Below are 26,027 nucleotides of genomic sequence, written 5' to 3' on the forward strand. Positions count from 1 at the left end.
ATGGGGGCAAATGAGTAACGCCATAACACAACATGCCTCAACTGCCGCCAGATTGACAAGACGTCTGGACATCTATATAGTGCGCTGCCATTTTGCTGAGGTTGCTCTAGTGAATACAACAATTAATACCGGCGCTAAGCGCTCATTACTGCCGTTGCTACTCTTTGTGCTACTGTTTTTAGGCAGTGGCCTGTATTTTCAAAGCCAGAATGTCGAGTACGCGTTTTACCAATTGCCTGGTCATGTCGCCATTCTGCCGGCATTAATCCTGGCGGTGTGGCTGCATCGCGCCCCGCTTACTCAATCTATCGACGTAATTATTAAAGGCGCCGGTAATAGCAATATTATTACCATGTGTCTGATTTACTTATTAGCCGGCGCCTTTGCCAGTGTGGCGACCGCCAGTGGTGGTGTCGATGCCGTGGTCAATGCCGGTTTAAGTATTATTCCGCCTGCTTTTATTTTGCCGGGTTTATTTATTATTGCCGCTCTGGTTTCTACTGCGATGGGTACCTCGATGGGGACCATCGGCGCCCTGGCGCCGATAGCCGTGGGCATCGCCAATCAGGCGGAACTGAACCCTGCGATTGTCGCTGGGGTACTGCTTAGTGGCGCTATGTTCGGAGATAACTTATCGATTATCTCAGATACCACTATTGCTGCTACCCGCACCCAGGGCGCCAATATGGCTGATAAATTTAAAGAAAATATCAAAATTGCGTTGCCTGCGGCCTTACTGACCATTCTGGCATATGGTCTGCTGACGTCGGATGCGCCGCAAATTAACACCGAAGCCTATAACTGGACGGGTATTTTGCCCTATGCCGCCATTCTGGTACTGGCAGTCTTAGGTCTCAATGTGTTTGTCGTATTGCTGCTCGGTATCGCCCTGGCTGCGCTGCAGGGTAGTCTGCTTGCCGATTATGCAATCAGCAATCTGGGTAAGGATATTGCGACTGGCTTTGCTAATGTGCAGGAGATCTTTCTGTTGGCGATGCTGGTAAGTAGCCTCAGTGAATTTATTAAACAACAAGGTGGTTTACAGTGGATTTCTAATAAAATCCAATCTATTACCGCTAAACTGCGACTTGCCGGCAATAAAGCCCAGCAACTGGCCATCGCCGCTCTGGCCTTTATCAGTAACCTCTGTATTGCCAATAATACCGTTGCCATAGTATTAACCGGCGATGTTAGCCGCAATCTGGCGCAGCAACACCATATCAGCCCACGGCGCAGTGCCAGTTTGCTGGATATCTTTGCCTGTATCAGCCAGGGATTGGTCCCCTATGGTGCGCAGGCGTTGTTACTGGGTGCCAGTTTTGGCTTATCGCCGTGGCAGGTGATTACACACAACTACTACTGTCTGATTTTACTGCTGGTAGCCTTGGGTGTCGTGTTAGTGCGCCGGCAGCCTAGCCAGGCCGTTTCGGGCTAAATTGGTGCTTACCAAACAGAGCATCACGTACAGCACAAAATGCTTTCACGCTCAGGTGCCCGAACAGGATCTGTGGCGGCATTTTCAGCCAGTGACCACGGATCAGCGCCAGTAGCGCGGCCAGCTGATCCAGATAAGTGTTTAATAACGGGTGCTGCGGACTTAACAGTCGCAGGAAGATAAAATCCAGTAGCCGTAAGCGCAGTTTTGACGGCTGGTACTGCTCGGTTTGTTGCATCACCCAGGCAGGAATTGGCGTAGCCAGTAAATAACTGGTGTAGCGGCAAGCCAGCATCAATTCAAACATAAAGCCGGTCTGCTCGGCCAGTTGCAGCAATTGCTCCCAATCTTGCTCGCTAAAGCCGGCAAATAACAAATGCAGATCGGTCAGGTCCCGAAAGCCCTTTTTGAAATCCTCGTTAAAAAACAGATGGATCAGACTATGTAAGGTCATAGCCGGTAAGCTCAGTACCTGATAGCCGTCGGCGGTTAGGTTCAGCTGCTGCCAGAAACGGCGAATATCCGGCGCCCGGCCCGAGATGGGTGGGATCAAATTATGATGAATATCCAGAATAGTGCCGCGGCTATGATGCCGTAGCGGCGGGATCTCATGCGTCCATTTACGGTAATAATGCTGATCATAAGCACTAACCGGCTCAGGTAAAAAGCCAAATACCGACAGTCGTTGCTCTACCGCTGTAATTTGCTCTTTCGGTACTAAGATATCCAGGTCGCTGAAAGTCCGGCCTATTCCGGCAGGCAATCCTTGCTGCAAAGCATAGGCTGCGCCTTTCAGAAATACCGGTTTCACCTGCAACGGTGCCAGTAACTGCGTCAGCTCAGCTGCCTCAGCGCTGACCTGACGATATTGCTTATCGGCAATAATTTCGGCATTGCGTAAGTGATGCCGCGCGTACTGGGGCAGCTGTGTAAAGACGCCGGCCTGGCGGAATAAATAGGCGTAACGAGCCAGTTGCTGCTGCTGACGCAGCAGTCTGATCAGATGCACCCAACTATCCGCACTGAGTGTCAACGCCAGTTGCGGTTGTTGAAATAACTGTAACAACAGCTGACTAGCGCGCATCAGCAAGTACCTCTTGCTCTAAAAACGCGGCCACTGCTTTTAAATCGTTGTACTGCACCTCGAAGGCCGGCACCTGTTCAATAATAGCGGTCAGGGTGGCAAAGCCCTCCTGACCAATCACACCAAAGTTAAAGGCATTTCGCGCCAGCTGCATAAAGGCCTGAGTCTGATCGAGGCTATAAATATCCAGGTTGGTGTCAGCCTGATAACTCGGAAAAACCACGGCTACAATTTCAGCTTGTTGCAAAGCGCCTTGCCAGCTGGCAGCAGGCGGCGACAGGTGCACCACATCACCCTTGTGGGTGTCGGTAGCAATGCTGGAAAACACCCCTGTCGGGAACCAGCTTTTAGCCAGCGCAATGGAGCGGTTTTTCAGGCAGATTGGCCGGACAAAGGGTTGCACCTTATTACTAAACGGCAGGATCAGCGCCATTTCATCGGATAATAAACGCCAGCCGTTAAAGGCAAGATAGGCTGTCAGGGTACTTTTACCTGAGCCCGGTGGTGCAGGAAACAAAATGGCTTTATCCCCTTTGGCCAGTACCGCTGAGTGGATAATGACATACTGCATTTCGTGCGCGGCAATGCACCAATTCATCCCCCATTCCAACATCGCATAACCTTGCTGCAATTGTAACGGCTGGAACGGTTCCTGCGTATCGGCAAAAAAACGCGCCTGTGGTTTAAATAAACGACGAATTCCCTGGCCTTTAGTAACCGTTAAAGAGTAATCAATAAGAGATTCGTTGTGCCGAATAGAGTCCGGATACATCTTGCACAAATTTCCGGCTACAAGTGGAAGGTCCGTTATAATTTCAAAATTAAAAGGAGCTAGCGTCAAACGGGCCCGAAACTGCATTTAGATTCCACGATTTTATATTTGGCTGAGGATAGCAGGTGCTTAAGACGGGAAGATTCAGACAGAGAAAAATGTTTATCAAGCTCATTTTTCTCTATCCAGTTAAACAACGTATTTTTAGTGATACCGATAGCAAGCGTTTCACCGCTCAAACAGTCAAAAAGTACAATGCCTGAGCCGTCAGCAAATTCGTGAATAATTAAGGTCAATTTTATGCTTGCAGTGACTGACTAAACAATTGTTGTAATTCTAATCCAAATTGTCCACCATGGCGCAATCCCATATTGTACAAGTAAATAGCGAAGTCTCGGTCAGTTAAAAAGGTGGCAGAACTACCTATAATTGGAAAGTGAATACCAAATTTTCCGTGGTTAATTGCATTAAGGTACAGTGCTGCCATAAAACGGTTAACCTGATTATCACCGTGACACCAAGTGTTATTTACAGTAACAACATCACTTATAGTAATGTTTTGCATAGATTTTTTTCGTCTTTTTAATTGTCTTTCTTCAATAGTGGGCAGCGGGGGGCCTGAAAAAATACTGCTGAAAGTTACATTATCATAGCCAAAACCACTACTGGCTTGACTTCCTCGGCCCGGATTGCCAAAGAAACCAGAGGATTTCAGCCTAATCGGCTCACTATTGGTAAAATTAGAGCCATGGCCAGAGGCCACGATAGACTGGGTCAAACCACCACTACTGGCCCATACAGAACGTGCAGGAATAGAGGCAATCACCAAACCAGCGCCGGTACGGGTTAAAAACTTACGCCGGTTCATTTTTGCCGCGTTCTGATCTTTAGGGTCATGTCCTTGCATAGCAAATTCCGTTAGTTAAAGCACTTCTCTGCTGAAATAGTATGCAAGTACTATACCAGCTCTTGCAAACCTTTGTTTCATCATATTGTTAGTCTGGCAAACACCTGACCAGGCCACGATATTGTAAAAATTACTGACACTCAATCCGCAGTTATTTGAGTTCTTGCGGAGCAAGCCAGTCATTAGGGCTTCCGACAAGCCGGCAAGGTACCTTGTTGGCGCCGCTGCTGATACAGTGTAGCAGCTTCCGGCATCTTTTGCTGTAAGGTGCGGATCCGGGTATCCGGTATCGGGTGGCTCGATAAAAATTGCGGCACTCCGCCACTACCGGCAGCGGCCATATTCTGCCACAGCGCAACAGACTCTTCCGGATTAAAACCGGCCCGCGCCATTAAGTCCAGGCCAATAATATCGGCTTCAGTTTCATGAGCCCGGCTAAAGGGCAAAGCAACACCAACCTGAGCACCTAAACCAAGAGCTGCCATCATCTCCTGCTGATAACGCACCCCGGCCGCCCGGCTGCCGGCATCACCCAGCGCCAATGCCACCTGTAAAAACTGATTGGTCGATAAACGCTCGTTACTATGGCCGGCCATCACATGGCCAATTTCATGCCCAACCACCGCCGCTAACTGGGCCGGCGTTTGTGCCACTTTGAGCAGACCGGTATAGACCCCCATCTTGCCACCGGGTAAGGCAAAGGCATTCACCTGATCGCTGTCAAATACCACGATTTCCCATTTATATTGCTGGTACTCAGCGGGGGTAACCTTTAGCAGAGCATTCGCCACACACTGCACATAGTTATTAGTTGCCGGATCAGTACTGATTTTTTGCTCGGCTTTCATTTGCTCAAAGGTCTGAGCTCCCAGAGTGTTCAGCTGGTTGTTATCAAACAACATCACCTGGCGCCGGCCAGTGGGCGATTCGGCACAGGAACTCAGTAACAGCGCGCAGAGCGTCGGAACAAGTAATTTCTTTAACATAGGCAGTCCATTGAAAATAACATCGTGGCTTAAGTTTACCGTCTGAGCATAAAAAAACCACCCAAAAACGGGTGGTTTCTGTTGTTGCTGCTGCCAGATAACAGCTTTAGCTGGTTAAATCATCAAAAAACTTTTTCACACCATCGAAAAAGCCTTTTGACTTCGGCCGATGCGTGGCTTCGCCTTCACCGGTCATGCTCTCGTCCAGTTGGCGCAGCAGCTCTTTTTGCCGCTCTGATAGCTTAACCGGGGTTTCAATCACCACCTTACAGACCAGATCACCGACACCGCCGCCACGCACCGACTGTACGCCCTTGCCACGCAAGCGGAACATCTTGTCAGTTTGCGTCTCTGCCGGGATCTTCAGCTTAACGCGGCCATCCAGCGTTGGCACATCAATCTCGCCACCTAAGGCGGCGGTAGCGAAGCTCATCGGCACTTCACAGTACAGATTATTGCCATCACGTTGGAAGATCGGGTGCGCTTTTACTGACACCTGGACATAGAGATCACCCGCAGGTGCACCATGCATGCCGGCTTCACCTTCGCCAGATAAGCGAATGCGATCCCCAGTATCAACACCGGCCGGGATCTTAACCGACAGCGTTTTGGTCTTTTCTACGCGACCTTCACCATGACACTTGCTGCAGGGATCCGGAATAATTTTGCCACGTCCAGAACAGGTAGGACAGGTTTGCTGTACCGCAAAAAAGCCCTGACGCATCGTAACCTGACCGGCACCGTTACAGGTTGGACAGCTCTTGGCTGAAGTGCCTTTTTTGGCGCCGGAACCATCACAACTGTCACAGCTGACCATGGTCGGTACTTTAATATCAACCGACTTACCTTTAACCGCTTCTTCCAGTGTTAATTCCAGGTTGTAGCGCAGGTCAGCACCGCGTTGTGAACGCGCGCCACCACCACGGCGGCCACCACCGAAGATGTCACCGAATACATCACCAAAGATATCGCCAAAGTCGGCACCACCGCCGCCACCAAAACCACCGGCACCACGATTCGGATCTACTCCGGCATGGCCGTAACGGTCATAGGCTGCGCGCTTCTGCTCGTCAGACAAAACTTCATAGGCTTCCTGTACTTCTTTAAACTTCTCCTCCATGTCTTTATCACCCTGAGTACGATCCGGGTGAAATTTCATGGCGAGGCGTTTATAAGCCTTTTTGATGTCTTTATCATCGGCGCCTTTAGCGACACCTAGTACTTCATAATAGTCACGCTTGGACATAGATCTGTGCTTATTTCTCAGTTAACGGCTGCAGCCTAAGCTGCAGCCTGCTTTCGCGTTAATTACTTTTTGTCGTCTTTAACTTCTTCGAATTCCGCATCGACCACGTCATCAGCGCCACCGGCCTGCTGACCAGCGTCAGTCGCCTGACCTTTGGCTTGCTGGGCTTCCATCAGCTTCTGTGACGCCTGGATCAGCGCCTGGGTTTTGGCTTCGATCTCTGACTTCTCATTGCCCTTGATGGCTTTTTCCAGCTCACCAATAGCCGCTTCAATCGCTTCTTTGTCGTTGGCGGCTAAAGCTGAGCCGACGTCTTCGATTTGCTTGCGGGTGGCATGTACCATGGCATCGGCCTGGTTACGCGCCTGCACCAGCTCTTCGAATTTTTTATCTTCTTCGGCGTGTGCTTCGGCATCACGCACCATTTTCTGGATTTCTTCTTCGCTTAAGCCAGAAGACGCCTTAATGGTAATCTTCTGCTCTTTACCGGTATCTTTATCTTTCGCCGACACATGCAGAATACCATCCGCATCCAGATCGAAGGTGACTTCGATTTGTGGCTCGCCACGACGGGCCGGACGAATACCCTCTAAGTTAAACTGACCTAGTGACTTATTGTCAGAGGCACGTTTACGCTCACCCTGCAGTACGTGAATCGTTACCGCAGACTGGTTATCATCGGCAGTTGAGAACACCTGCGACTTCTTGGTCGGAATAGTGGTGTTTTTCTCAATCAGCGCGGTCATCACGCTACCCATGGTCTCGATACCCAGCGACAGTGGCGTCACGTCTAACAGTAATACGTCTTTCACGTCGCCCGACAGTACTGCACCCTGGATTGCCGCACCTACTGCAACCGCTTCATCCGGGTTCACGTCTTTGCGTGGCTCTTTGCCAAAGAAGGCGGTAACCGCTTCCTGTACTTTCGGCATCCGGGTCTGACCACCTACCAGGATGATCTCATCGATGTCGCTGACGCTTAAATCGGCATCTGACAGCGCCTTTTTCAGCGGCTCCAGGGTGCGCTGCACTAAATCTTCAACCAGTGATTCCAGCTTAGCCCGGGTAACCTTGATATTCAGGTGCTTCGGACCGGTCGCATCGGCCGTGATATACGGCAGATTCACTTCCGTTTGTGACGCTGAAGACAGTTCAATCTTCGCCTTCTCACCGGCTTCTTTTAAACGCTGCATCGCCAGCGGATCGTTCCGCAGATCAATACCTTGCTCTTTCTTGAATTCGTCAACCAGATAGTTGATCACGCGGTTATCGAAGTCTTCACCACCTAAGTGCGTATCACCGTTAGTGGCCAGTACTTCAAAGGTTTGCTCGCCGTCAACATCATCAATTTCAATAATAGAGATATCGAAAGTACCGCCACCCAGGTCATAAACCGCAACCTTGGTATCGCCTTTCTTTTTATCCATACCATAAGCCAGCGCAGCAGCGGTTGGCTCGTTGATAATGCGTTTTACATCTAAACCGGCAATCCGCCCTGCATCTTTAGTAGCCTGACGCTGAGCATCGTTAAAGTAAGCTGGTACTGTAATAACAGCTGCGGTTACCGGTTCGCCCAGGTAATCTTCAGCCGTCTTTTTCATCTTTTTCAGCACTTCAGCTGAAATTTGTGGTGCCGCTAACTTTTTACCTTTTACTTCAACCCAGGCATCACCATTATCGGCCTTAACAATGCTGAAAGGCATGATTTTGATATCACGCTGCACTTCTTCGTCTTCAAAACGACGACCGATTAAGCGCTTGATGGCGAATAAGGTATTTTTCGGGTTAGTCACCGCCTGGCGCTTAGCTGGCTGGCCGACTAACACCTCGCCATCTTCTGTGTAAGCAATAATTGAAGGCGTGGTACGTGCCCCTTCGGCATTCTCCAGGACTCTTGGCTTATCACCATCTAAAATAGCTACACAAGAGTTGGTTGTACCTAAGTCAATACCAATAATTCTACCCATAACGTCTCTCCACCTATATTCTGAACAATGAAACATTGCGATGACCGATTAGTGGGGATTAGCCCTGATCTATTCAAGGTTATCAAAAGTAAAATTTTACGTTTTTGCGTATTTTGTGCCGCTTCTGCCGCTAACTCGCGAAAGCGGTTAACTTTCGCTGGCCGCCAGCGCTATAATCAACGCATTTATTGCTGCTTACAGGATTTGTTATGCCATTACTTGATAGCTTTACCGTTGATCACACCATTATGAAAGCGCCGGCGGTGCGTATCGCCAAGAAAATGACCACGCCAAAGGGTGATGCCATTACCGTATACGACCTGCGTTTTTGTGTACCAAATGAAGAGATCCTGTCGGAAAAAGGTATCCATACGCTTGAGCATTTATTTGCCGGCTTTATGCGGGACCATCTTAATGGCCAGGATGTCGAAATTATCGATATCTCGCCAATGGGCTGCCGCACTGGTTTTTATATGAGCCTGATTGGTACACCGGATGAACCGCGGGTAGCCGCTGCCTGGCAGGCCGCGATGCAGGATGTGTTGCAGGTGGCCAGTCAAAATGATATTCCGGAGCTGAATATTTATCAGTGTGGTACCGCGCAAATGCACTCGCTGGATGAAGCAAAACAGATTGCCCAAAATGTGATTAGCCGTGGTGTTGGTGTCAACCGTAATGACGAGTTAGTCTTACCGGCAGAAGTGTTGCAAAAGCTGTAATAAACCGGCTGGCGGCAGCAACAGCCGCCAGCTAAACGATCAACATACCCGATCCCGGCCAGCTTGTTTGGCCTGATATAGCGCAGTGTCAGCTGCCGCAATCAGCAAATCGGCGTTGGCATAGCTACTGTCACTGGTCGAGGCCACCCCCGCCGAAAAACTGCACTGAAACAATTGTTCGGCAGCACTAAACTGTAGCTGGCGAAAGGCCTGTAAAATTTGCGCCGTTAATTGCCGTGCCTGCTCGCTACTGCAATCCGGTAATACCAGCATAAACTCCTCGCCGCCATAGCGACCGGCTTTGTCCGTCTTGCGGATTCTTTTACGTAGCATCGTTGCCAGAGCAGTAATAACAATATCGCCGGTAGCATGACCGTAACGGTCATTGACTGATTTAAAGAAATCAATATCCAGCATCACGACACTTAGCGGCTTGCCAGACCGTTCAGCACGCTCCAGCTCCAGCGCGGCCACTTCTTTAATGGCACTGTGTTTAATTAAAGCGGTCAGGCCATCTTTTTCAATAAGCTGCCGGATCTGCAGGCTGCGCCTGAGCCGCACTTTAATCGCTTGCGCCAACTCCGCATCAGCGATTGGCTTGGTCAGGAAATCATCTGCACCCTGTGCCATCGCCTTAATTTGCAAAAACTTATTTGCCTCGGACGATAAAAAGACGATCGGCAGGCGTTTTAGCGACTGATACTGGCGTAATACCCCCGCCAGTTCAGTACCCGAATAATCGGGCATATAGATATCCATCAACACCAGATCCGGTTGAAAGCTTAACAGCTCATGCACGATATTCCGCACATTCTGCATGATCCGGGTTTCAATACCGACTGAGTTCAGTACCAACGCATAGTGTTCCGCCAACAACCGGTCATCATCGACGATAAAAACCCGGCCATGATAGCCATTCGCCTGCTCAACCAGCTCGGACAAGGTCGCAATCATATTGGGCACATCAATAGAGGACACAAAAAACGCTTCGGCACGCAGTTGCGCGGCCTTGATCCTGAGTTCGAAATTATCCTCAGTAGCAAACACCATCAAGCGCCCGCCCTGCTGCGATAAGCGCTCCAGTAGCAGGCGTTGTTTAAATAAGGATTGACCATCCAGATTAATAGCGCTAAATAACACCGCCGGACATTCCAGCTCCAGCGCCTTCAGGCAGCTGTCGTAGTCGTGGAACTCTCGTATTTGATGGCCAAAGGCCGAGAGCTGAGTAATCAGCTCCTGGCTGAGCTGTGCTGTGCCAAGTAATAACCAGATCGCATTTTGTAACCGGACCTCGACGGCCTGATTATTTTGTAAGGCTGCGCGTTGCTGTAAGGCTCCGCCCACCGCCTGCAGAAAGTCCTGTAACGCATATTCCAGCGTTTGTCTGGCCTGACGTTGCTGTGCTGCCGGTTTAGCTTCGACTGTTCGGGCCAATTGCTCGAGGATCCGCGCTTGTCCACCCAGGTTATGGAAACCAAAGGTGCCGCAGGCTCCTGCCAGCTTATGTGCCTCATAAATTAACTGTTGTAAATCATTCTCCGCCAGCTCATCACTGTTAACCAAAGCCCGCATTGCCGCAGCCCGCGCCGGCAGAGCCTGCTCAAACCGCTGTCGTACCTGAGCAAAGGCTGTACTTAAATCGGCTTTATGTTTTGAAATGTCAGTCATCAATCATCACTTATCGGCATTCACTGCCGGTAACGTAAAATAAAACAAGGTGCCCTGCCCGGCGGCAGACTGAAATCCGATCTCGCCACCCATTTGTTCAATCAAGGCCTTGCATATGGCCAGCCCCAGGCCAGTCCCACCTTTTTGCCGGCGTTGCTCAGTATCGGCCTGCGCAAAACGCTCAAAAATCCGTGCCTGAAACGCCTCCGGGATGCCGAGCCCGTTATCCTCAACTTCAATCCGAATATGATCCGCCAGCAACTGAGCACGTAGTTGCACCCGGCTGTTGGGTTTGGAAAACTTAATCGCATTGGATAATAAATTGGCCAGCGTTTGTTGTAAACGCAGGCTGTCGGCCCACAGCTGCAGACCAGATTCAACCGGCGTGACCTCTAATTGCACCTGATATTGTGCGGCAAAAGGCTCCAACTCATGCACCGCCTGAGCTAACTGCGCCTGTACCTGCAACGGTTGGCGTAAAAACGGCATTTTGCCGGCAACCAGTTTTTCCATATCCAGCAAATCGTTAATCAGATGCGCCAGACGCTCACTATTTTGCTGTGCCGCCACTAGCAACTTTTGTGACGCGGCAGGCAAAACACCAAGCTGGCCGGAATTGACCAAACTCAGCGCGCCTTTAATCACCGTTAATGGCGTGCGTAACTCATGGCTGACAGTGGCAATAAACTCATCCTTTAGCTGCTGTAACTGCACCCGCTCGGTTATATCCTGCACTGAACCGACCATAATACGCTCCGGATTATCGGCATCCGTTACGATACGTGCCCGCTCATGTACCCAGCGGATACTGCCATCCGGCCGGATAATCCGGTGACTGACATCATGAATGCCACTGATTAAGGCTTGTTGTTCACTTAGTGCCACCTTTTGCCGGTCATCCGGATGCAGAGTACTTTTAAACAGCGCCACACTGGGAGTGGTATTGGCTTCATCAAAACCAAAGATTTGAAAAATGGCAGGCGACCACCACAGTTCACCGGTTTTCAATGAAGCCTGCCAGAAGCCGATCAGAGCCAGCTCACTGGCGGTATCCAACCGCTCGCGGGCCAGTTGCAACTGCTGATTGGCCTGCTGCAGCGCCAAAAAACTCTGTTTAGAGGCAGTGATATCCTGAATATAGCCATGCCAGAGCACACTGCCATCCGGCATCGCTTCCGGTGTCGCATTACCCGCCATCCAAGCCACTTTCCCATTCAGATCTTTGACCCGGTATTCATGGCGCCACTCCAGCAGCTGCTGCCTGGAGTGTTCAATACTACTCGCCAGTCCTGCCAGGTCCTCTTCGTGGATCGCTGCAAAGACCGGCGTCGCATCGGTCTTTACCTGCTCTGGTGTTACGCCGTAGATCCGCTTTAAAGCTGCGCTGGCATAGGGAAAGGCGGCTCGGCCATCCGGCCATTGCTGGTATTGATACACCACACCAGGTAAGTGTGCGGTCAGATTCAATAACTGCTGTTTCAACTGCTTTTCAGCATTAATATCCAGAATAAAACCATCCAGATAGCGTACCTGTCCGGTGTCGTCATATTCCGCCTGACCACGTTCCTCAACCCAGCGCAGACTGCCATCACGGTGTTGCACCCGGTATTGCAGGGTCCAGCTTTGTCGCTGCGCTATCGCCTGAGCAACCGCCTGCTCCAACCGCTCACGATCTGGTGGGTAAATCACACTGGCGTAACTGCGCAGCTTATTCTGAATAAAGTCGCTGGCTGGGTAACCTGATAACGGATCGATACTGCCGCTGATATAGAGCATGGTCCAGTTCGGGTCGGCCTGGCAACGGTAGGTAATACCCGGGATATTATTAACCAGCGCCTGATATTGATCCCGACTGGCTTTGAGCTCCTGCTCGGCCTGCTCCTGCAAGCGGTCGATAATCTCCTGTTCTACAGCATCGGCAAAGTCACGCAGGTTCTGCCGCTGTTGCGGCGTGAGTTGCCGCGGCTCAGGGGCAATTAAACACAGGGTGCCAATGCGCTGCTGATTGATGGTCAGCGGCGCACCAGCATAGAAACGGATAAAAGGCGCAGCTGTCACCAACGGGTTATCGGCAAAACGTGGGTCGAGCCGGGCGTCGCTGATTTCAAATAGCTGGTCAGTTAAAATTGCATGGCCACAAAAGGACATATCTCTTGGCGTTTCACAAGCCTCCAGGCCCTGACGGGACTTAAACCATTGCCGCTGCTCATCAATCAACGAGATCAATACGATTGGACAATCCAGACATTGCTGAACCAGGCGGGTTAAACGGTCAAAGCGGGGCTCAGCCGCCGTATCTAGTAGCTTTAACGCCTGTAAAGCCTGCAAACGTTGCACTTCGTTAGCTGGCGTTATCGGTGCTTGCATAGTGTCGGCTCTAACTGTCTGATGCCGGCCTGCTCAGATACTGCTGTAACTGCTGGCCAAGCGTAAGGGGATCAAAGGGCTTTTCCAGCACTGCGATGGCGCCGGCATTCAGGTACTGTTGCTTTTCGGCGTCCTGCAACCTGGCAGTCATAAACACCGCTGGCACGGCAGCCAAACCGGGCAAACGTCGTAACGCCGCCAGGGTTTGCAAGCCATCCATCTGCGGCATCATCACATCGAGCAGCATCAGATCGGGTTGAAACGCCTGTGCCAGACTTAGCGCCATAGCACCTGAGTCACAGCTGCATAACTGAAAACCGCTAAGCTGCACCAAAGCGATTTCGGTCACCGCCCGGATATCCTCATCGTCCTCAACGTGTAAAATGCGCATCCTCTGTTCCCGTAATAAGCTGCGATTGCAGTGAGTTAGCACTCAGCATCTGATAGTTCATCTAACAAGTAAAGTAGATGTTGATACTCGACGCCACTGTGCCGGCTTAAGCCAATTTCACAGGTGCGACTGCTAGATACCCCCCGTGAGCACTTACTTACCTGCCGCGCTAAATCAGACAATGCTGACGCATTAAGCTCCGGTAAGAAAAAGCCCTTGTCACCGGCAAAACCACAGCAGCTGATGCCCTCGGGGATCACCAGCTGTTCAGTACAGGCGGCGGCCAGTTCAGTCAGCTTGCGGCCCTGCCCCAACTGCTGCGCGCTGCAACTGATATGCAGCGCCAGTGGCGCGGCCTGTTTATTCAGCTTTAGCTTAGGCAGAACCTTGTCATAGATAAAATCAATACTATCAAACAGCTGTAATCTCGGATCTAAGGCTTCGCGTAAAGTTAAGCTGCAGGGGCTGCTATCGCAAAACACTGCAATCCGGCCCTGCTCACTGTGCTGCATTAACCACTGATGCAATTGTTGCTGCAGCTGCTTGGCGGCAGCAAATTGCCCCTTGGACTGAAACGGCATGCCACAGCATTGCTGCGCCAGTTTTGGCGGCTGAAATAATTGATAACCGGCTTTTTGTAGTAAGTTGGCACTTACCTCAGCCAGACTGCGCGGGTCCTGGCTATGCTGCTGTGGCCCCAGTACCCGGCCACTACAACTGCCAAAGTATAATACCGGTATTAAGCCTGAGCCCTGCTCCGGCTTATCCGGTAACTGAAAGGCGCGGGCCGCAGTAGGCATTGCCTGATGCCAAATTGGCATGGCCGCGCCAAACACGCGGGCGCCAAGCTGGCCGATGTTAAGCGCGGCGCGCCCTAGGCTGCTAATCACACTAAACTTACTGGCAGCAAAGTTCGCCAGCCCATGAAAACGCTGATTGGCACGGGCACGCAGTTGCCTTGTCAGATCGCCAGTATTAATGCCCACCGGACAGGCTGTGCTGCACAGGCCACAGGCGGCGCAGGTATCGGTGCCGGCATACTGATAAGCTTGCTGCAATGCAGTTAAGCGCGCGCTATCCTCGCCACTTTGCTGCAGTTGTGAGATCTCACGCTGTGCTACGATGCGTTGGCGCGGCGTTAACGTTAGCTTACGCGAGGGACAAACCGGCTCACAAAAGCCACATTCAATACATTTATCGACCAAAGGATCCGCCGCCGGCAGCGCTTTCAGATGCTTTAGGTGCAGCTGACTATCGCGGCTTAGCACCACCTCAGGGTTAAGGATATGCTGCGGATCTAATAGCTGCTTAATCCGCCACATCAGCTGGTATGCTTCAGTGCCCCACTCCAGCTCCACAAAGGGTGCCATATTACGGCCGGTGCCATGCTCAGCCTTTAACGCGCCACCAAATTCTACTGCCACCAACTGCGCCACCTCACGCATAAAATCAGCATAACGCTGGATCTCGGCGGCACTGTTAAAACTCTGGGTAAACACAAAATGCAGATTCCCCTCCAGCGCATGCCCAAAAATAATGGCCTCGTGATAGCCAAAACGGTCAAACAACTGCTGCAAGGCTAATACCCCCTCTGCCAGGCGGGGCAATGGGAAGGTAACATCTTCAATGATCACCGTGGTGCCGGTTTCGCGTACCGCGCCGACCGCCGGAAAAGTGCCTTTGCGGATCGCCCACAGTTGCTCACAGACTGCCGGATCGCGGGTAAAATCCACTTTTTGTTCCAGCTCAAAGGCCGCCAGTTGCTGCTGTATTTGTGCCAACTGGCGTTCCAGCTGCGGCACTGTGGCGGCGCGACTCTCAATTAACAGTGCCGCTGCCCCCTCTGACAAGGTCGCAACCCAGGCCGGCAAGCCGGCTTTAAGTTGCACCGAGCGTAAACTGCGCCGGTCCAGCAGCTCAACTGCCGCCACCGGCGTGTCTTTTAGCAAGGTCACCGCCTGACAGCAACTAACAATATCCGGGAACACATAGAGTGCGCTGGCTTTATGCGGATGCTCCGGCACGGTTTGGTAAGTGACACTGCTAATAAAGCCGAGGCAGCCTTCTGACCCCACCATCAGGTGGCTTAGGATATCGATAGGGTCGCTAAACTCCGTCAGGGCATTTAGCGAAAAGCCCATGGTATTTTTTAAACGGTATTTATGGCGGATCTTGGCCAGCAGTTCGGGATTGTCACAGGTTTGCCGGGCAAGTGTGCTAAGCTCGGCTAATAGTGGCGCATGGGACTGCCGAAAGGCCGCGACACTTGCTGCATCTTCCGTATCCAACACCGTGCCGTCAGCGAGCACCAAACGCATACCGTGCAGGGTATTAAAGCTGTTTTGCGCGGTACCACAGCACATGCCGCTGGCATTATTGGCGACGATGCCGCCAATTTTGCAGCTGTTAATCGATGCCGGATCCGGGCCAATCTTGCGGCCATAAGACGCCAGCCATTGATTCGCCTGCGCGCCTATCACCCCGGGAGCAAGCCGGATCCGCTCACCAAGCTCAAAAATCTGATATTGCTGCCAGTTTTCGCCCAGCACCAACAACACCGAATCCGTCACCGCCTGCCCGGATAAACTGGTGCCCGCCGCGCGAAAGGTTAGCGCCACCTGATACTGACCCGCCAGCTTTAATAAAGCGATTACTTCCTGTTCGCTTTCAACCCTGAGTACCAACTTAGGTGTTAACCGATAAAAACTGGCATCAGTGCCAAAGGCCAGCGTGCTCAAAGGATCATCGAAATAGCGCTCAGCGGGAATTAGTTGTTGTACGGCGTGCAGAAACTGCGGCTGCATATCAACCTCAAAGTATGGCGGCTGGTAAGCAGCAAAGATCGCGCTGCTGCCAACGGTTACAGGCTTGGCAGCAGCTTAATCGGTTTGGCGGCAATTAGCAAAACTGCGGCATCTCACCTAGAACAAAAAATCTGTTGCCAGAAAGTGCGAGGCGCGCTGCTGGATAATCTGTTTTACAAAGCCAACATCCGGATCCTGATACTTGGTCGCGACTAATGTTGGCGTGGAAAACTGCCGCAGCGCGTCCACGACCGACAAGGTGCCCTCGGCGGAGTCTTTGCGGCCGTTAAACGGGAAGCTATCCGGCCCGCGCTGACACTGAGCGTTAATATTGATCCGGCCGACCTGATTGGCAAAAATATCGACCAGCTCACCGACCTGTCGCGGATCCTGCCCAAAGATACTCAGCTGCTGGCCAAAGTTCGAGTTCACCACGTAGTCAATCACCTCGTCGATGCTGTCAAAAGGCACCACCGGCACCAGCGGGCCGAACTGCTCTTCCTGATAAAGCCGCATGCTGGCGTTCACCGGATACAGCACCGCTGGCTTAAACAAGGAGCCGGCACAGACACCACCCTGTGCATTTTGTACCTGAGCACCGTTGGCGATGGCATCTTCGAGTAAAGCGGTAAGAAAAGCCGTTTTACCGGGTTCTGGCAACGGTGTGATCTGTACACCCGCTTGCCAGGGCATGCCCAGCTGCAACTGATCTACCGCCTGGCTTAGCGCGCTAACAAAACGATCTGCCAAAGGCCGTTCGACAAACAGAATTTTTAGTGCGGTACAGCGCTGGCCGTTAAATGACAAGGCACCGGCGACGACCTCAGCGACAGTGCGCTTTAAGTCGGCATCCGCGAGAATAATGCCAGGATTTTTCGCATCCAACCCCAGTACAGCGCGCAGCCGGTGCGGCTTAGGGTGCATCCGTTTTAAATCGCTGGCGCCCTTGTTAGTGCCGATAAAGGCAAACAGATCGATCTTGCCACTTTCCATTAGTACCCCGACCGTTTCCCGGCCGCGGCCATAAATAATATTAATTACCCCGGGTGGAAAGCTTTGCGCAAAGGCGCGTAACAACGGCTGGATCAGCAGCACGCCATATTTCGCCGGTTTAAAGATCACGGTATTGCCCATGATCAGTGCCGGGATCAGCGTAGTAAAGGTTTCGTTGAGCGGATAGTTAAAGGGCCCCATACACAGCGCCACCCCAACCGGGACCCGGCGGATCTTGCCCAGTGCGCCCTGTTCGATAATAAAATGGCTGGCGTCCCGATCCTGCTGCTTCAGGGCGGCGATGGTATCGCGGATATAATCGCAGGTGCGGTCAAACTCTTTGGCCGCATCCGGATAATTCTTACCAATTTCCCACATCAGCAGCCGGATCACCTCGGTGCGTTGCTGCTGCATCAGGCCTAAAAAAGTTTCAACATGCCGGATCCGTTCCAGCACCGGCATGCTCGGCCAGGCGCCACGCCCCAGATCATAGGCCTTAACGGCGCCATCCAATGCCTGCAATGCCGCCGAGGCATCCAGCAGCGGCGTATAACCCAGTAATACCGGTGTCAGGGTATCGCCATGGCGCAGCTTTACCGGGCTGATTACCGGGCTCAGCTCACCTGGCCAGCTAACCAGCTCCCCATTTAACAGATAGTCGCGCTGCTCCAGTAGCCGCTGCTGGGCAAACTCTGCCGGGATCTCCGCCGCTTGCGGAAACAATGTCGTTATACTCATACCTTACTCCCATTCAATTAAAGTTTGCCTGGTTGTAGGGGTACTGTCTGATCGATCAGATCTTATTGTTAGCGGGCGGGTTTGTCCGCCACAATATTGTTGTTATCGGAATTGCGATGGCCGGTTCTTAGCCCAAAAGCCATTAAAATGTTCTTTGCCAACAATGGCACCGGTATGCTCCACCACAAAGCCCGCCAGCCGCGCCGCAAACTTTACCGCCTGCGCCGGCGCAATACCGCCCAGCCGGGCCGCCAGATAACCGCCGTTAAAGGAATCGCCGGCCGCTGTAGTATCCACCACTTTTTTGACCGGATATGCCAGGGCGCTGAAATCCTGCCCCTGATAACGGCCACTGATGCCGTCCTTGCCGTTTTTCACCACGATCTCTTCCACACCAAGGGCGGAAAGCTGTGCTACCACCTGTTCGGTGCAGGTGGCGGCAAATAACACCTTATGATCATCCAGCCCCGGCAGGGCCACATCAGCCAGCGCATAGGCCCGCAAAAATGCTGCTTTTGCCGCTTCGGCTGTTGGCCACAGCGCCGAGCGGTAGTTAGGGTCAAAGATGATCCGGCTGCCGCTGGCTTTTAACTCTGCCACCAGCGCAAACAGCGCTTCGCGGTCGCTGTCATTCAAAATGGCCAGCGTGATACCGGAGAAGAAAAACATCTCAGCTCCCGTTAGCTCCGCCAACCGCTGTTGACCGCTCGCCAGTTGCAGCACCTGTTTCGCTGCCGACGTATCGCGCCAGTACACAAAGCTGCGCTCACCAAAGGCATCGGTATTAATCATATACAGGCCGGGGCGTGCGGTTTTGCTGCGTAATATCAGCTGAGTATCAATTTTTTCGCGCTCCACCGCCCGTACCAGCTTGTCGCTAATCAGATCGGTACCGACGGCGGTGAAAAACTGCACCTCAATAGGTTGCTCAGCACAGCGTTTCAGATAAACAGCGGTATTAAACACATCGCCGGCAAAGGCCTGGTGATAGACATTTTCCACCAGCTGAAACAGCTCCACCATGCACTCGCCCATAATGACAATACGTTTGCTCATGGTCTTTCTCCTATGCCGCCTGTTTTAATTGTCGGGCCAGGCTACAAGCCTGGTGCGACAATGCCGTGATCTGTGCCCAGTCGCCACTGGCAATGGCACTGGGCGGCGAGATCCAGGAGCCACCGACCACAAACACATTTGGCAACGCCAGATATTCGGCCAGATTTTGCTGGCTGATGCCGCCGGTCGGACAAAACCGTACTTGCTGAAAAATGCTGCTCAGTGCCTTTAACATGGCACTGCCACCGGATAAATTGGCCGGAAAAAATTTCAGTTCACGAATGCCCATTTCCAGTGCCAGAGCAATTTCTGAAGGGGTCGATACCCCCGGCGCCAGCGCCAGCCCGGTATCCAGCATGGCCTGTAACAGTTTTGGCGTACTGGCCGGGCTCACCAGAAACTGCGCACCGGCGTCTTTTGCTGCCTGGGCATCCGCCGCCGATAAAATGGTACCGGCACCCACCAACAGCTCAGGTAAGGCGCTGCGAATAGCACTGATACAATCCAACGCTTTTGGTGTGCGCAGTACCACCTCGACCGAACCGATACCGCCCTGCTGCATCGCCTTAGCAATAGCTACTGCAGTGCTTGGTACCTCAGCCTGAATAATGGGTAATAAGGCTGGGCCTTGTAAAACGTGAGATAACGCCGACATTAGACTACTCCGCGCGCCACTGGATGTTCGGATACCAGGGTCGTCAGTTGTTGATAGGCCGCAGTTACGGCCTGGATAAAGGTATTTTGCTTTGGTAGCTCAGTGCCGAACACGGCTTCAATCGCCAGAAACTGGGCGACATCATGCTGCGCATCACCATTACAGACTGAGGCTGCCGCAGTCAGGCTGCTGGCTAAGGGGTCGACCAGCGGCTGACCTTCTGCCAGCCGGCGGCGGATAAATAAGAACCAGGCTGCCAGACAAAAGCTCAGTTTGCTGATGCTGCGCCCGGCCGCCAGGTTATCGCGGATCACCGGCAGAATACGCATCGGCATTTTCTGCGACCCATCCCAGGCAATTTGCGCCAGCAGATGGCGGATTGCCGGGTTTTCAAAGCGGGCAAAAATCGCCTGACTATACTGCTGAATATCCAGCTCAGCCGGTGCGGTAAAAGATGGCATAATTTCCTGCTGCACCATCTGTTGCAGTAAATTCACCAGCGTTTTATCTTGCATGGCGTCATACACGGTTTCATACCCCAGCAGATAACCGATATAGGCCAGCGTCGAGTGCGGGGCATTTAATAACCGTAACTTGGCTTTTTCAAAGGCGCTGACATCGGCGGCATAGATCACCCCGGCTTGCTGCCAGGCTGGCCGCTCTGCCGGTAAAATATCTTCAATCACCCACTGCACAAAGGCTTCGCGTTTAATCGGCCAGTTGTCGTTAACGCCCAGTACCCCCGCGACCTGAGCGCGCAGCGCAGCGTCGGTTGCCGGCGTAATACTGTCGACCATGGTACAGGGGCTGATCAGTTGCTGCTCCAGCCAGTTGGCCAGGGCCGGCGCCTTTTGCGCCGCAAAGCCAATCAGTGCCTTGCGTAGCTTATGACCGTTATCGGTCAGGTTATCGCAACTGAGTACGCAAAAAGGCGCCACATTCTTGGCATAGCGTGCTGCTAAGGCGGCAACCAGCAAGCCGATAGCGGTGACTGCCGTTTGGCCGCTGCTCAGATCCTGCTGAATTTGCGGATGCTGTAAATCCAGTTCGCCCTGCGCATTCAGGCAATAGCCTTTTTCGGTAATCGTCAGGGTGACATAACGGGTCGCCGCATCGCTGAGTCGTGCCAGTACACTCTGATACTGCTCACTGGCAATCAGCACTTCCTGCACACTGCCAATCACCTGATAACGGGTGTCGCTATCCAGTACTGCCAGCGTATAGAGCCCGTCCTGCGGAGTCAGCGCCTGACTGACATCCGGCGAGCGCATCGAGACCGCACTGATCGCCCAGTCACCACCGTGCTGCAGTGCCAAGTCAGTGTAATAGGCCTGATGGCCGCGGAAAAACGCGCCGGGCCCCAGATGCACTATGCCGATACCGGGTTGCTGTGGTGCCAGCCGGTAGGCGGGCAGTGGCAGTTTGCCGGCCAAACTGGCAAGAGTGTTATTGCTTAATAATGTCATAGTTTGCCTGCTGTTCGCGTTAAGCCTGATGACGGTATGCCGGCAAGTGCCTGCCACCGTCCCCCTGAGTTAGGCGGTGCTATTACTTCAGCTGATAAGCCTGTTTCACCAGGCCGTAAGTCAGCTGGTAGGCCAACTCGGCGGCTTCTGCTTCGGTCAGGCGGTGCTCGGCCACTAAACCGGCCAGGAAGCGACAGTCAATACGCCGCGCCACATCATGCCGGGCCGGGATCGAGAAGAAAGCCCGGGTATCGTCATTAAAACCGACAGTGTTATAGAAACCAGCCGTTTCGGTAACCTGATGCCGGAAGCGCAGCATGCCCTCCGGGCTATCATGGAACCACCAGGCCGGGCCCAGCTTTAACGCCGGATAATGGCCAGCCAATGGCGCCAGCTCGCGGGCATAGGTGGTTTCATCCAGCGTAAACAGAATGATGTTTAAGCTGGCTTCGTTGCCATATTTTTGCAGCAGTGGTTTCAGGTTACTGACAAACTCGGTCGGACTTGGAATATCAGCGCCTTTATCAGGCCCAAAACGCTCAAAGATCACCTGATTATGGTTACGGTGCGCGCCGGGATGAATTTGCATCGTCATGCCATCTTCCAGGCTCATGCCGGCCATCTCGGTTAGCATCTGGCCACGGAATAACTCGGTTTCTGCAGGCGTTGCAGTACCGGCCAGACAACGCTGAAACAAGGCTTCGGCCTCACTTGGCGGTAAATCAGCGGTAATAGCCGACGGATGACCATGGTCGGTTGCCGTCGCGCCATGTTCACGGAAAAAAGCCCGTCTTTTTCGCAGTGCCGCCAGATAACCCGGCCAGCTTTGCGTATCTTCGCCGGTTAATTGCCCCAGTTTGGCGACGTTAGCGGCAAAATCCGCACGATCCGCATCGACCACATCGTCCGGCCGGAAGGTGGTAATCACTTTATGCTCATAGCCGGTGCCTTTTAGTTTGGCATGGTGGCGCAGGTCATTCAGTGCCCCTTCGGTGGTGGCAATCAGCTCGATATTAAAGCGATCCAGTAAGGCGCGCGGCTTAAATTCCGGCTTTACCAACTGGGCATTGATACTGTCGTAGTAGTGATCGGCGGTCTCTTCGCTCAGCGCGACCTTGAGGCCAAACACATCGTGAAACACGCTGTCCAGCCAGATCCGCGATGGCGTGCCGCGAAACAGATAATAGTGCTTGGCAAAAATACGGAAGATTTTACGGTAATCCGTTTCTACCGCCACGCCGTCCTTACGCCGGATCCCCAACTCTTCCAGTTTGATCCCCTGGCTATACAGCATGCGGAACACATAGTGATCCGGCAGCAGCAGCAAGGTTGTGGCGTTATCAAAGTTGGCATCGTCGGCAAACCAACGCGGATCAGTATGACCATGCGGGCTGACAATAGGCAGATCCTTGATTTGCTGATACAGCCGGCGGGCAATATCGCGTACCAGCGGATCGGATGGGAATAAGCGGTCCGGATGTAAGGTTAAAGGCGTGGTCTGAGCCATAATTAAGATCCTGTAAGCATACTGACTGCGGCCTGGCCGCAGCATAGGTTAAAGCGTGACACCGTTCTTCCAGATAGCGATTTCACGGTTGTCAGAAATTTCGTTGCGGGTGCGCTCGCCCGAGGCCACCGCCAGCAAATAACGGAAAAATTGCCCGGTAAACTGCTGCGCATCCTGCCCGACCTGCAACAACTGGCCGGCGTCATAGTCAATCCATTGCGGCTTACGCGCCGCCAGATTGGAATTCGATGCGATCTTGACGGTGGGTGCCGGGAAGCCCAGCGGTGTGCCACGACCGGTAGTAAACAGCAGTAAGGTGGCACCGGCTGCCGTTAGCGCCGTCGAGGACACCGCATCATTGCCCGGCCCTTCCAGCAAGGTCAGACCGGCGGCATGCGCTTGTTCGCCGTAACGGATAATTTGCTGCACCACGGCAGAGCCGCCTTTTTGAATGGCACCCAGCGACTTTTCTTCCAGCGTGGTCAGGCCGCCGTCTTTATTACCCGGGCTCGGGTTTTCATACACCGGTTGCTGGTTGTCGATAAAGTACTGTTTAAAGTCATTAACCAGCGTGACCAGATCGGTAAACACCTGCTGATTGGCGGCACGGGCCATAAACACCTGCTCGGCGCCAAACATTTCCGGCGTTTCGGTCAGCACCACCTTGCCACCGGCCGCGGCCAGCAAATCGGCGGTACGTCCTACCAGGGCGTTAGCTGTCAGGCCGCTAAAACCATCTGAACCACCGCATTTCATGCCCAGCACCAGATCTGATACCGGACAGGCCGAGCGCTGGTCGTTGGCCATTAGCTGTAATAACTCCCCCACTGCAGCCAGGCCCTGCTCCACTTCATCTTCAACCTGCTGGGCATTAAAGGCGCGGATGCGGCTGCTATCAACACCGGGGCAGGCTTGCAACAGCCTGGCTAACTGATTGTTCTCGCAGCCCAGTCCCAGGATCAGCACCGCACCGGCGTTTGGATGTTGGATCAGGCCGGCCAGTAACTGGCGGGTATGATCAAGATCATCGCCCAGTTGCGAGCAACCAAAAGGATGGGTGAAAGCATGAATACCGTCGATATTATTAAGGGCTAACAGATCGGCATAGTGCTGACGCGCCTGCTCGGCGACCCGCATTGCCGCCCGGTTGACACAGCCCACCGTATTGATGATCCACAGCTCATTGCGGGTACCCACCTTGCCGTTGCTGCGCCGGTAACCCTGAAAACTTTGTGGCAAGTCAGCCGGAAAACGCAGCACCGGTGCCTGACAGCCGGCATAGCTGTATTCAATGGTGCCGCTCAGTGCTGTCGCCAGATTGTGCGAGTGCACATGCTCACCAGCAGCAATCGGCTGAGTGGTACGGCCAATCGCAAAACCGTATTTCAGCACCGGCTCACCGGCCGCAATTGCCGTCAGCGCCAGCTTATGCCCAGCCGGTACTGCGGTTTGCGCGCTAAGATGTGAAAACGGCGCCGGTAACGGCTCGCCCGCCTGCAGCGCTTGCAACGCCACCAGCACATTATCGCGCTGGTGCACCTGCAATACCGCCAGCTGGGCTGCACTGCTTTGTTCCGGTAAACGGATACTGCATCCGGCTTGCTGCTCTGTTATCATCTGTTGTTACCTGTGTTGCGCCAACCTTGTCTAGCGGTGGCAATAAAAACAAAAAATTAAATGCTAATCGCCTTGCCGTTCAGGCTGACGTCTAACTGATCAATACCAGCAATGTTTTCCAGCACGCCCAGCGCTGCTGTGTTGTTAAACTGCACATGATGCAGGGTAACGCCGCTGATTGGCGCCCGTTCGAAGCCGCGCAGCTCAAAAGCCCGCTGCGCCTTTTGCACTGTCAGATTACTGATATGTAAATTATTAACTTGTGGCATAAAGTTGCCGGCATCGCCCTCTTCGTAGAAGAAGTTAATCACGATAGCGTCGCGCACTTCACCAATCTCGATATCCCGGATATAGACATTTTCAATCAGGCCACCACGGACCGAGTTGGTTTTGATTCGGATACCACGCGCCAGATTAGGGCTGCTCATCCGGCAGCGGCGGGCAAAGATATTACGGGCACCGCCGGAGATCTCACTGCCCATCACCACCCCGCCATGACCGGCACGCATAATACAATCCTGGATCACGACGTTTTGTACCGGTGTTGCCAGACGACGGCCATCATTGTTGCGACCGGATTTCAGCGCGATACAGTCATCGCCGGTATCAAACAGGCAGTTTTCAATCAGCACTCTGTTGCAGGACTCCGGGTTACAGCCATCCGAGTTCGGCCCATAACTGATGCAATTGACATTACGCACTATCACATCTTCCGATAACACCGGATTAATTAACCAGAACGGCGAATTACGGATGGTAACGCCTTCAATCAATACCCGCTTACAGCCATAGGGTTGAATAAAAGGTGGGCGTAAAAAGTTTTCGTTAAACACCCGCTCACTAACCGGTACGCCGCGTTCGGCCATCTCAAACAGCGGTGAGCGGGTTTTCACTTGGTCAACACTGGCATCGTAATCCCAATTTCGGCGTTCCCAATCGCCTTTCCACGGCCACCAGGCGTCTACCGCACCATTACCTTCAAGGATGCCATTGCCGGTCAGCGCTATATTTTCTTGCTGATAGGCATAGATCAGTGGTGAATAGCCCATTAACTCTACACCTTCCCAACGGGTCATCACATAAGGCAGGTAATGTTTGCGATCGGTATAGAACGACAGCACAGTGTCATCAGCCAGATGTAAATTGACGTTCGATTTCAGATGAATCGCACCGGTTTCAAAACGGCCGCCCGGGATCAGTACCCGGCCACCGCCGGCAGCGGCACAGGCGGCAATAGCCGCGGCAATGGCGGCCGTATTATCAAAGCCGGCTTTGGCTGCAGCGCCAAAATCAGTAATTGAGAAGCTGCGATCCGGAAACTTAACCGGCTTGATGGCGGCGATAATCTGATCGGCCTGCTGCCACTGCCGCAAGTCGTCGGCGTCTTTGGCACTAACAGGCAGTGGCGTAACGCTCTGGCAACCACTGACGCTTAACAGACCAAGACTGGCCGAGGCGGCGGTAAAAAGTTTCAGGCTGTTACGTTTCTTCAGATCTGTCATCTTGTATCCTTTGTTGTTGGCAACAGGGAACAATACCTACTGCGTACGTCGAGGCAGTCGCTCGACAATTACCGGGGTCTGGTTGTTATAATAACCAATTTGCCACCGGTGGCAAGCATTTCACTAAAAAAATTGCCACCGTTGGCA

At 52.8% G+C, this 26,027-nt stretch carries 19 protein-coding genes; 2 read left to right on the plus strand and 17 right to left on the minus strand.

The features are described from left to right. Nucleotides 1–109 precede the first annotated feature (109 nt). Nucleotides 110–1,435 carry a Na+/H+ antiporter NhaC family protein gene (locus AEST_RS09815; protein WP_008608795.1) on the plus strand — a complete coding sequence of 442 codons (1,326 nt, stop codon included), beginning with the start codon at nt 110–112 and terminating at the stop codon, nt 1,433–1,435. On the opposite strand, the gene AEST_RS09820 is transcribed toward AEST_RS09815, so the two are convergent. The 6 genes from AEST_RS09820 to dnaK form a co-directional block, all read right to left on the minus strand. After that, nucleotides 1,413–2,519, minus strand: coding sequence for a nucleotidyltransferase domain-containing protein (locus tag AEST_RS09820; RefSeq protein ID WP_008608796.1), 1,107 nt, complete (start codon nt 2,517–2,519; stop codon nt 1,413–1,415). The two genes, AEST_RS09815 and AEST_RS09820, sit on opposite strands and share 23 nt — an antisense overlap. After that, nucleotides 2,509–3,378: an HprK-related kinase A gene (locus AEST_RS09825; RefSeq protein ID WP_039925373.1), complete on the minus strand. Its 870-nt coding sequence runs from the start codon at nt 3,376–3,378 to the stop codon at nt 2,509–2,511. Before AEST_RS09825 ends, AEST_RS09820 begins: the two co-directional genes overlap by 11 nt. Before the next feature lie 211 nt (nt 3,379–3,589). Continuing rightward, nucleotides 3,590–4,198: a hypothetical protein gene (locus tag AEST_RS09830; RefSeq protein WP_008608799.1), complete on the minus strand. Its 609-nt coding sequence runs from the start codon at nt 4,196–4,198 to the stop codon at nt 3,590–3,592. A 182-nt stretch (nt 4,199–4,380) separates the two neighbouring features. Further along, a complete protein-coding gene (locus tag AEST_RS09835; protein WP_008608800.1) occupies nt 4,381–5,184 on the minus strand; it encodes a M48 family metallopeptidase in 804 nt (267 codons plus the stop codon). Nucleotides 5,185–5,290: 106 nt separating this feature from the next. After that, entirely contained in the window at nt 5,291–6,430 is a 1,140-nt protein-coding gene (gene dnaJ, locus AEST_RS09840; RefSeq protein WP_008608801.1) for a molecular chaperone DnaJ, read from the minus strand. Nucleotides 6,431–6,492: 62 nt separating this feature from the next. Next, nucleotides 6,493–8,397 carry a molecular chaperone DnaK gene (gene dnaK / locus AEST_RS09845; RefSeq protein WP_008608802.1) on the minus strand — a complete coding sequence of 635 codons (1,905 nt, stop codon included), beginning with the start codon at nt 8,395–8,397 and terminating at the stop codon, nt 6,493–6,495. A 209-nt stretch (nt 8,398–8,606) separates the two neighbouring features. Between dnaK and luxS the strand changes: the two genes are divergently transcribed. Continuing rightward, nucleotides 8,607–9,116 (plus strand): S-ribosylhomocysteine lyase, encoded by a 510-nt coding sequence (gene luxS, locus AEST_RS09850; RefSeq protein ID WP_008608803.1) that lies wholly within the window; start codon nt 8,607–8,609, stop codon nt 9,114–9,116. Nucleotides 9,117–9,155: 39 nt separating this feature from the next. Here the strand turns inward: luxS and AEST_RS09855 are convergent, their stop codons facing one another. From AEST_RS09855 to AEST_RS09905, 11 genes are all read right to left on the minus strand, one after another. After that, nucleotides 9,156–10,784 carry a diguanylate cyclase gene (locus tag AEST_RS09855; RefSeq protein WP_008608804.1) on the minus strand — a complete coding sequence of 543 codons (1,629 nt, stop codon included), beginning with the start codon at nt 10,782–10,784 and terminating at the stop codon, nt 9,156–9,158. A 6-nt stretch (nt 10,785–10,790) separates the two neighbouring features. Then, nucleotides 10,791–13,151, minus strand: coding sequence for a PAS domain-containing protein (locus tag AEST_RS09860; RefSeq protein WP_008608805.1), 2,361 nt, complete (start codon nt 13,149–13,151; stop codon nt 10,791–10,793). 10 nt (nt 13,152–13,161) lie between these two features. Further along, on the minus strand, nt 13,162–13,542 hold the full coding sequence (locus AEST_RS09865) for a response regulator (RefSeq protein WP_008608806.1): 381 nt from the start codon (nt 13,540–13,542) through the stop codon (nt 13,162–13,164). Between the two features lie 35 nt (nt 13,543–13,577). Continuing rightward, on the minus strand, nt 13,578–16,346 hold the full coding sequence (locus tag AEST_RS09870; RefSeq protein ID WP_008608807.1) for an FAD-binding and (Fe-S)-binding domain-containing protein: 2,769 nt from the start codon (nt 16,344–16,346) through the stop codon (nt 13,578–13,580). Between the two features lie 117 nt (nt 16,347–16,463). Then, the gene (locus tag AEST_RS09875) at nt 16,464–18,077 is read right to left on the minus strand and encodes an NADP-dependent glyceraldehyde-3-phosphate dehydrogenase (RefSeq protein WP_008608808.1); all 1,614 of its coding nucleotides are present in this window, start codon (nt 18,075–18,077) and stop codon (nt 16,464–16,466) included. Between the two features lie 102 nt (nt 18,078–18,179). Then, nucleotides 18,180–19,133 carry a sugar kinase gene (locus AEST_RS09880; protein WP_008608809.1) on the minus strand — a complete coding sequence of 318 codons (954 nt, stop codon included), beginning with the start codon at nt 19,131–19,133 and terminating at the stop codon, nt 18,180–18,182. Nucleotides 19,134–19,143: 10 nt separating this feature from the next. After that, complete coding sequence (eda, locus tag AEST_RS09885; RefSeq protein ID WP_008608810.1) at nt 19,144–19,788, minus strand: bifunctional 4-hydroxy-2-oxoglutarate aldolase/2-dehydro-3-deoxy-phosphogluconate aldolase; 645 nt, start codon at nt 19,786–19,788, stop codon at nt 19,144–19,146. Further along, entirely contained in the window at nt 19,788–21,254 is a 1,467-nt protein-coding gene (locus AEST_RS09890; protein WP_008608811.1) for a mannitol dehydrogenase family protein, read from the minus strand. The genes eda and AEST_RS09890 overlap by 1 nt, the downstream gene beginning before the upstream one ends. A gap of 82 nt (nt 21,255–21,336) precedes the next feature. After that, nucleotides 21,337–22,761 carry a glucuronate isomerase gene (uxaC, locus tag AEST_RS09895; protein ID WP_008608813.1) on the minus strand — a complete coding sequence of 475 codons (1,425 nt, stop codon included), beginning with the start codon at nt 22,759–22,761 and terminating at the stop codon, nt 21,337–21,339. 48 nt (nt 22,762–22,809) lie between these two features. After that, nucleotides 22,810–24,378 (minus strand): UxaA family hydrolase, encoded by a 1,569-nt coding sequence (locus AEST_RS09900; RefSeq protein WP_008608815.1) that lies wholly within the window; start codon nt 24,376–24,378, stop codon nt 22,810–22,812. Nucleotides 24,379–24,434: 56 nt separating this feature from the next. Beyond that, nucleotides 24,435–25,880, minus strand: a complete 1,446-nt coding sequence (locus AEST_RS09905) for a glycoside hydrolase family 28 protein (protein ID WP_008608816.1) — start codon at nt 25,878–25,880, stop codon at nt 24,435–24,437. Nucleotides 25,881–26,027 lie beyond the last annotated feature (147 nt).

Origin of the sequence: Alishewanella aestuarii B11, assembly GCF_000280055.1 — a bacterium.
GTDB lineage: Bacteria > Pseudomonadota > Gammaproteobacteria > Enterobacterales > Alteromonadaceae > Alishewanella > Alishewanella aestuarii.

Coding starts and splice junctions, on each gene's coding strand:
- AEST_RS09820 (WP_008608796.1), bottom strand. CDS start 2,519: ATGCGCGCTAGTCAGCTGTTGTTACAGTTATTTCAACAACCGCAACTG.
- AEST_RS09825 (WP_039925373.1), bottom strand. CDS start 3,378: ATGCAGTTTCGGGCCCGTTTGACGCTAGCTCCTTTTAATTTTGAAATT.
- AEST_RS09830 (WP_008608799.1), bottom strand. CDS start 4,198: ATGCAAGGACATGACCCTAAAGATCAGAACGCGGCAAAAATGAACCGG.
- AEST_RS09835 (WP_008608800.1), bottom strand. CDS start 5,184: ATGTTAAAGAAATTACTTGTTCCGACGCTCTGCGCGCTGTTACTGAGT.
- dnaJ (WP_008608801.1), bottom strand. CDS start 6,430: ATGTCCAAGCGTGACTATTATGAAGTACTAGGTGTCGCTAAAGGCGCC.
- dnaK (WP_008608802.1), bottom strand. CDS start 8,397: ATGGGTAGAATTATTGGTATTGACTTAGGTACAACCAACTCTTGTGTA.
- luxS (WP_008608803.1), top strand. CDS start 8,607: ATGCCATTACTTGATAGCTTTACCGTTGATCACACCATTATGAAAGCG.
- AEST_RS09855 (WP_008608804.1), bottom strand. CDS start 10,784: ATGACTGACATTTCAAAACATAAAGCCGATTTAAGTACAGCCTTTGCT.
- AEST_RS09860 (WP_008608805.1), bottom strand. CDS start 13,151: ATGCAAGCACCGATAACGCCAGCTAACGAAGTGCAACGTTTGCAGGCT.
- AEST_RS09865 (WP_008608806.1), bottom strand. CDS start 13,542: ATGCGCATTTTACACGTTGAGGACGATGAGGATATCCGGGCGGTGACC.
- AEST_RS09870 (WP_008608807.1), bottom strand. CDS start 16,346: ATGCAGCCGCAGTTTCTGCACGCCGTACAACAACTAATTCCCGCTGAG.
- AEST_RS09875 (WP_008608808.1), bottom strand. CDS start 18,077: ATGAGTATAACGACATTGTTTCCGCAAGCGGCGGAGATCCCGGCAGAG.
- AEST_RS09880 (WP_008608809.1), bottom strand. CDS start 19,133: ATGAGCAAACGTATTGTCATTATGGGCGAGTGCATGGTGGAGCTGTTT.
- eda (WP_008608810.1), bottom strand. CDS start 19,788: ATGTCGGCGTTATCTCACGTTTTACAAGGCCCAGCCTTATTACCCATT.
- AEST_RS09890 (WP_008608811.1), bottom strand. CDS start 21,254: ATGACATTATTAAGCAATAACACTCTTGCCAGTTTGGCCGGCAAACTG.
- uxaC (WP_008608813.1), bottom strand. CDS start 22,761: ATGGCTCAGACCACGCCTTTAACCTTACATCCGGACCGCTTATTCCCA.
- AEST_RS09900 (WP_008608815.1), bottom strand. CDS start 24,378: ATGATAACAGAGCAGCAAGCCGGATGCAGTATCCGTTTACCGGAACAA.
- AEST_RS09905 (WP_008608816.1), bottom strand. CDS start 25,880: ATGACAGATCTGAAGAAACGTAACAGCCTGAAACTTTTTACCGCCGCC.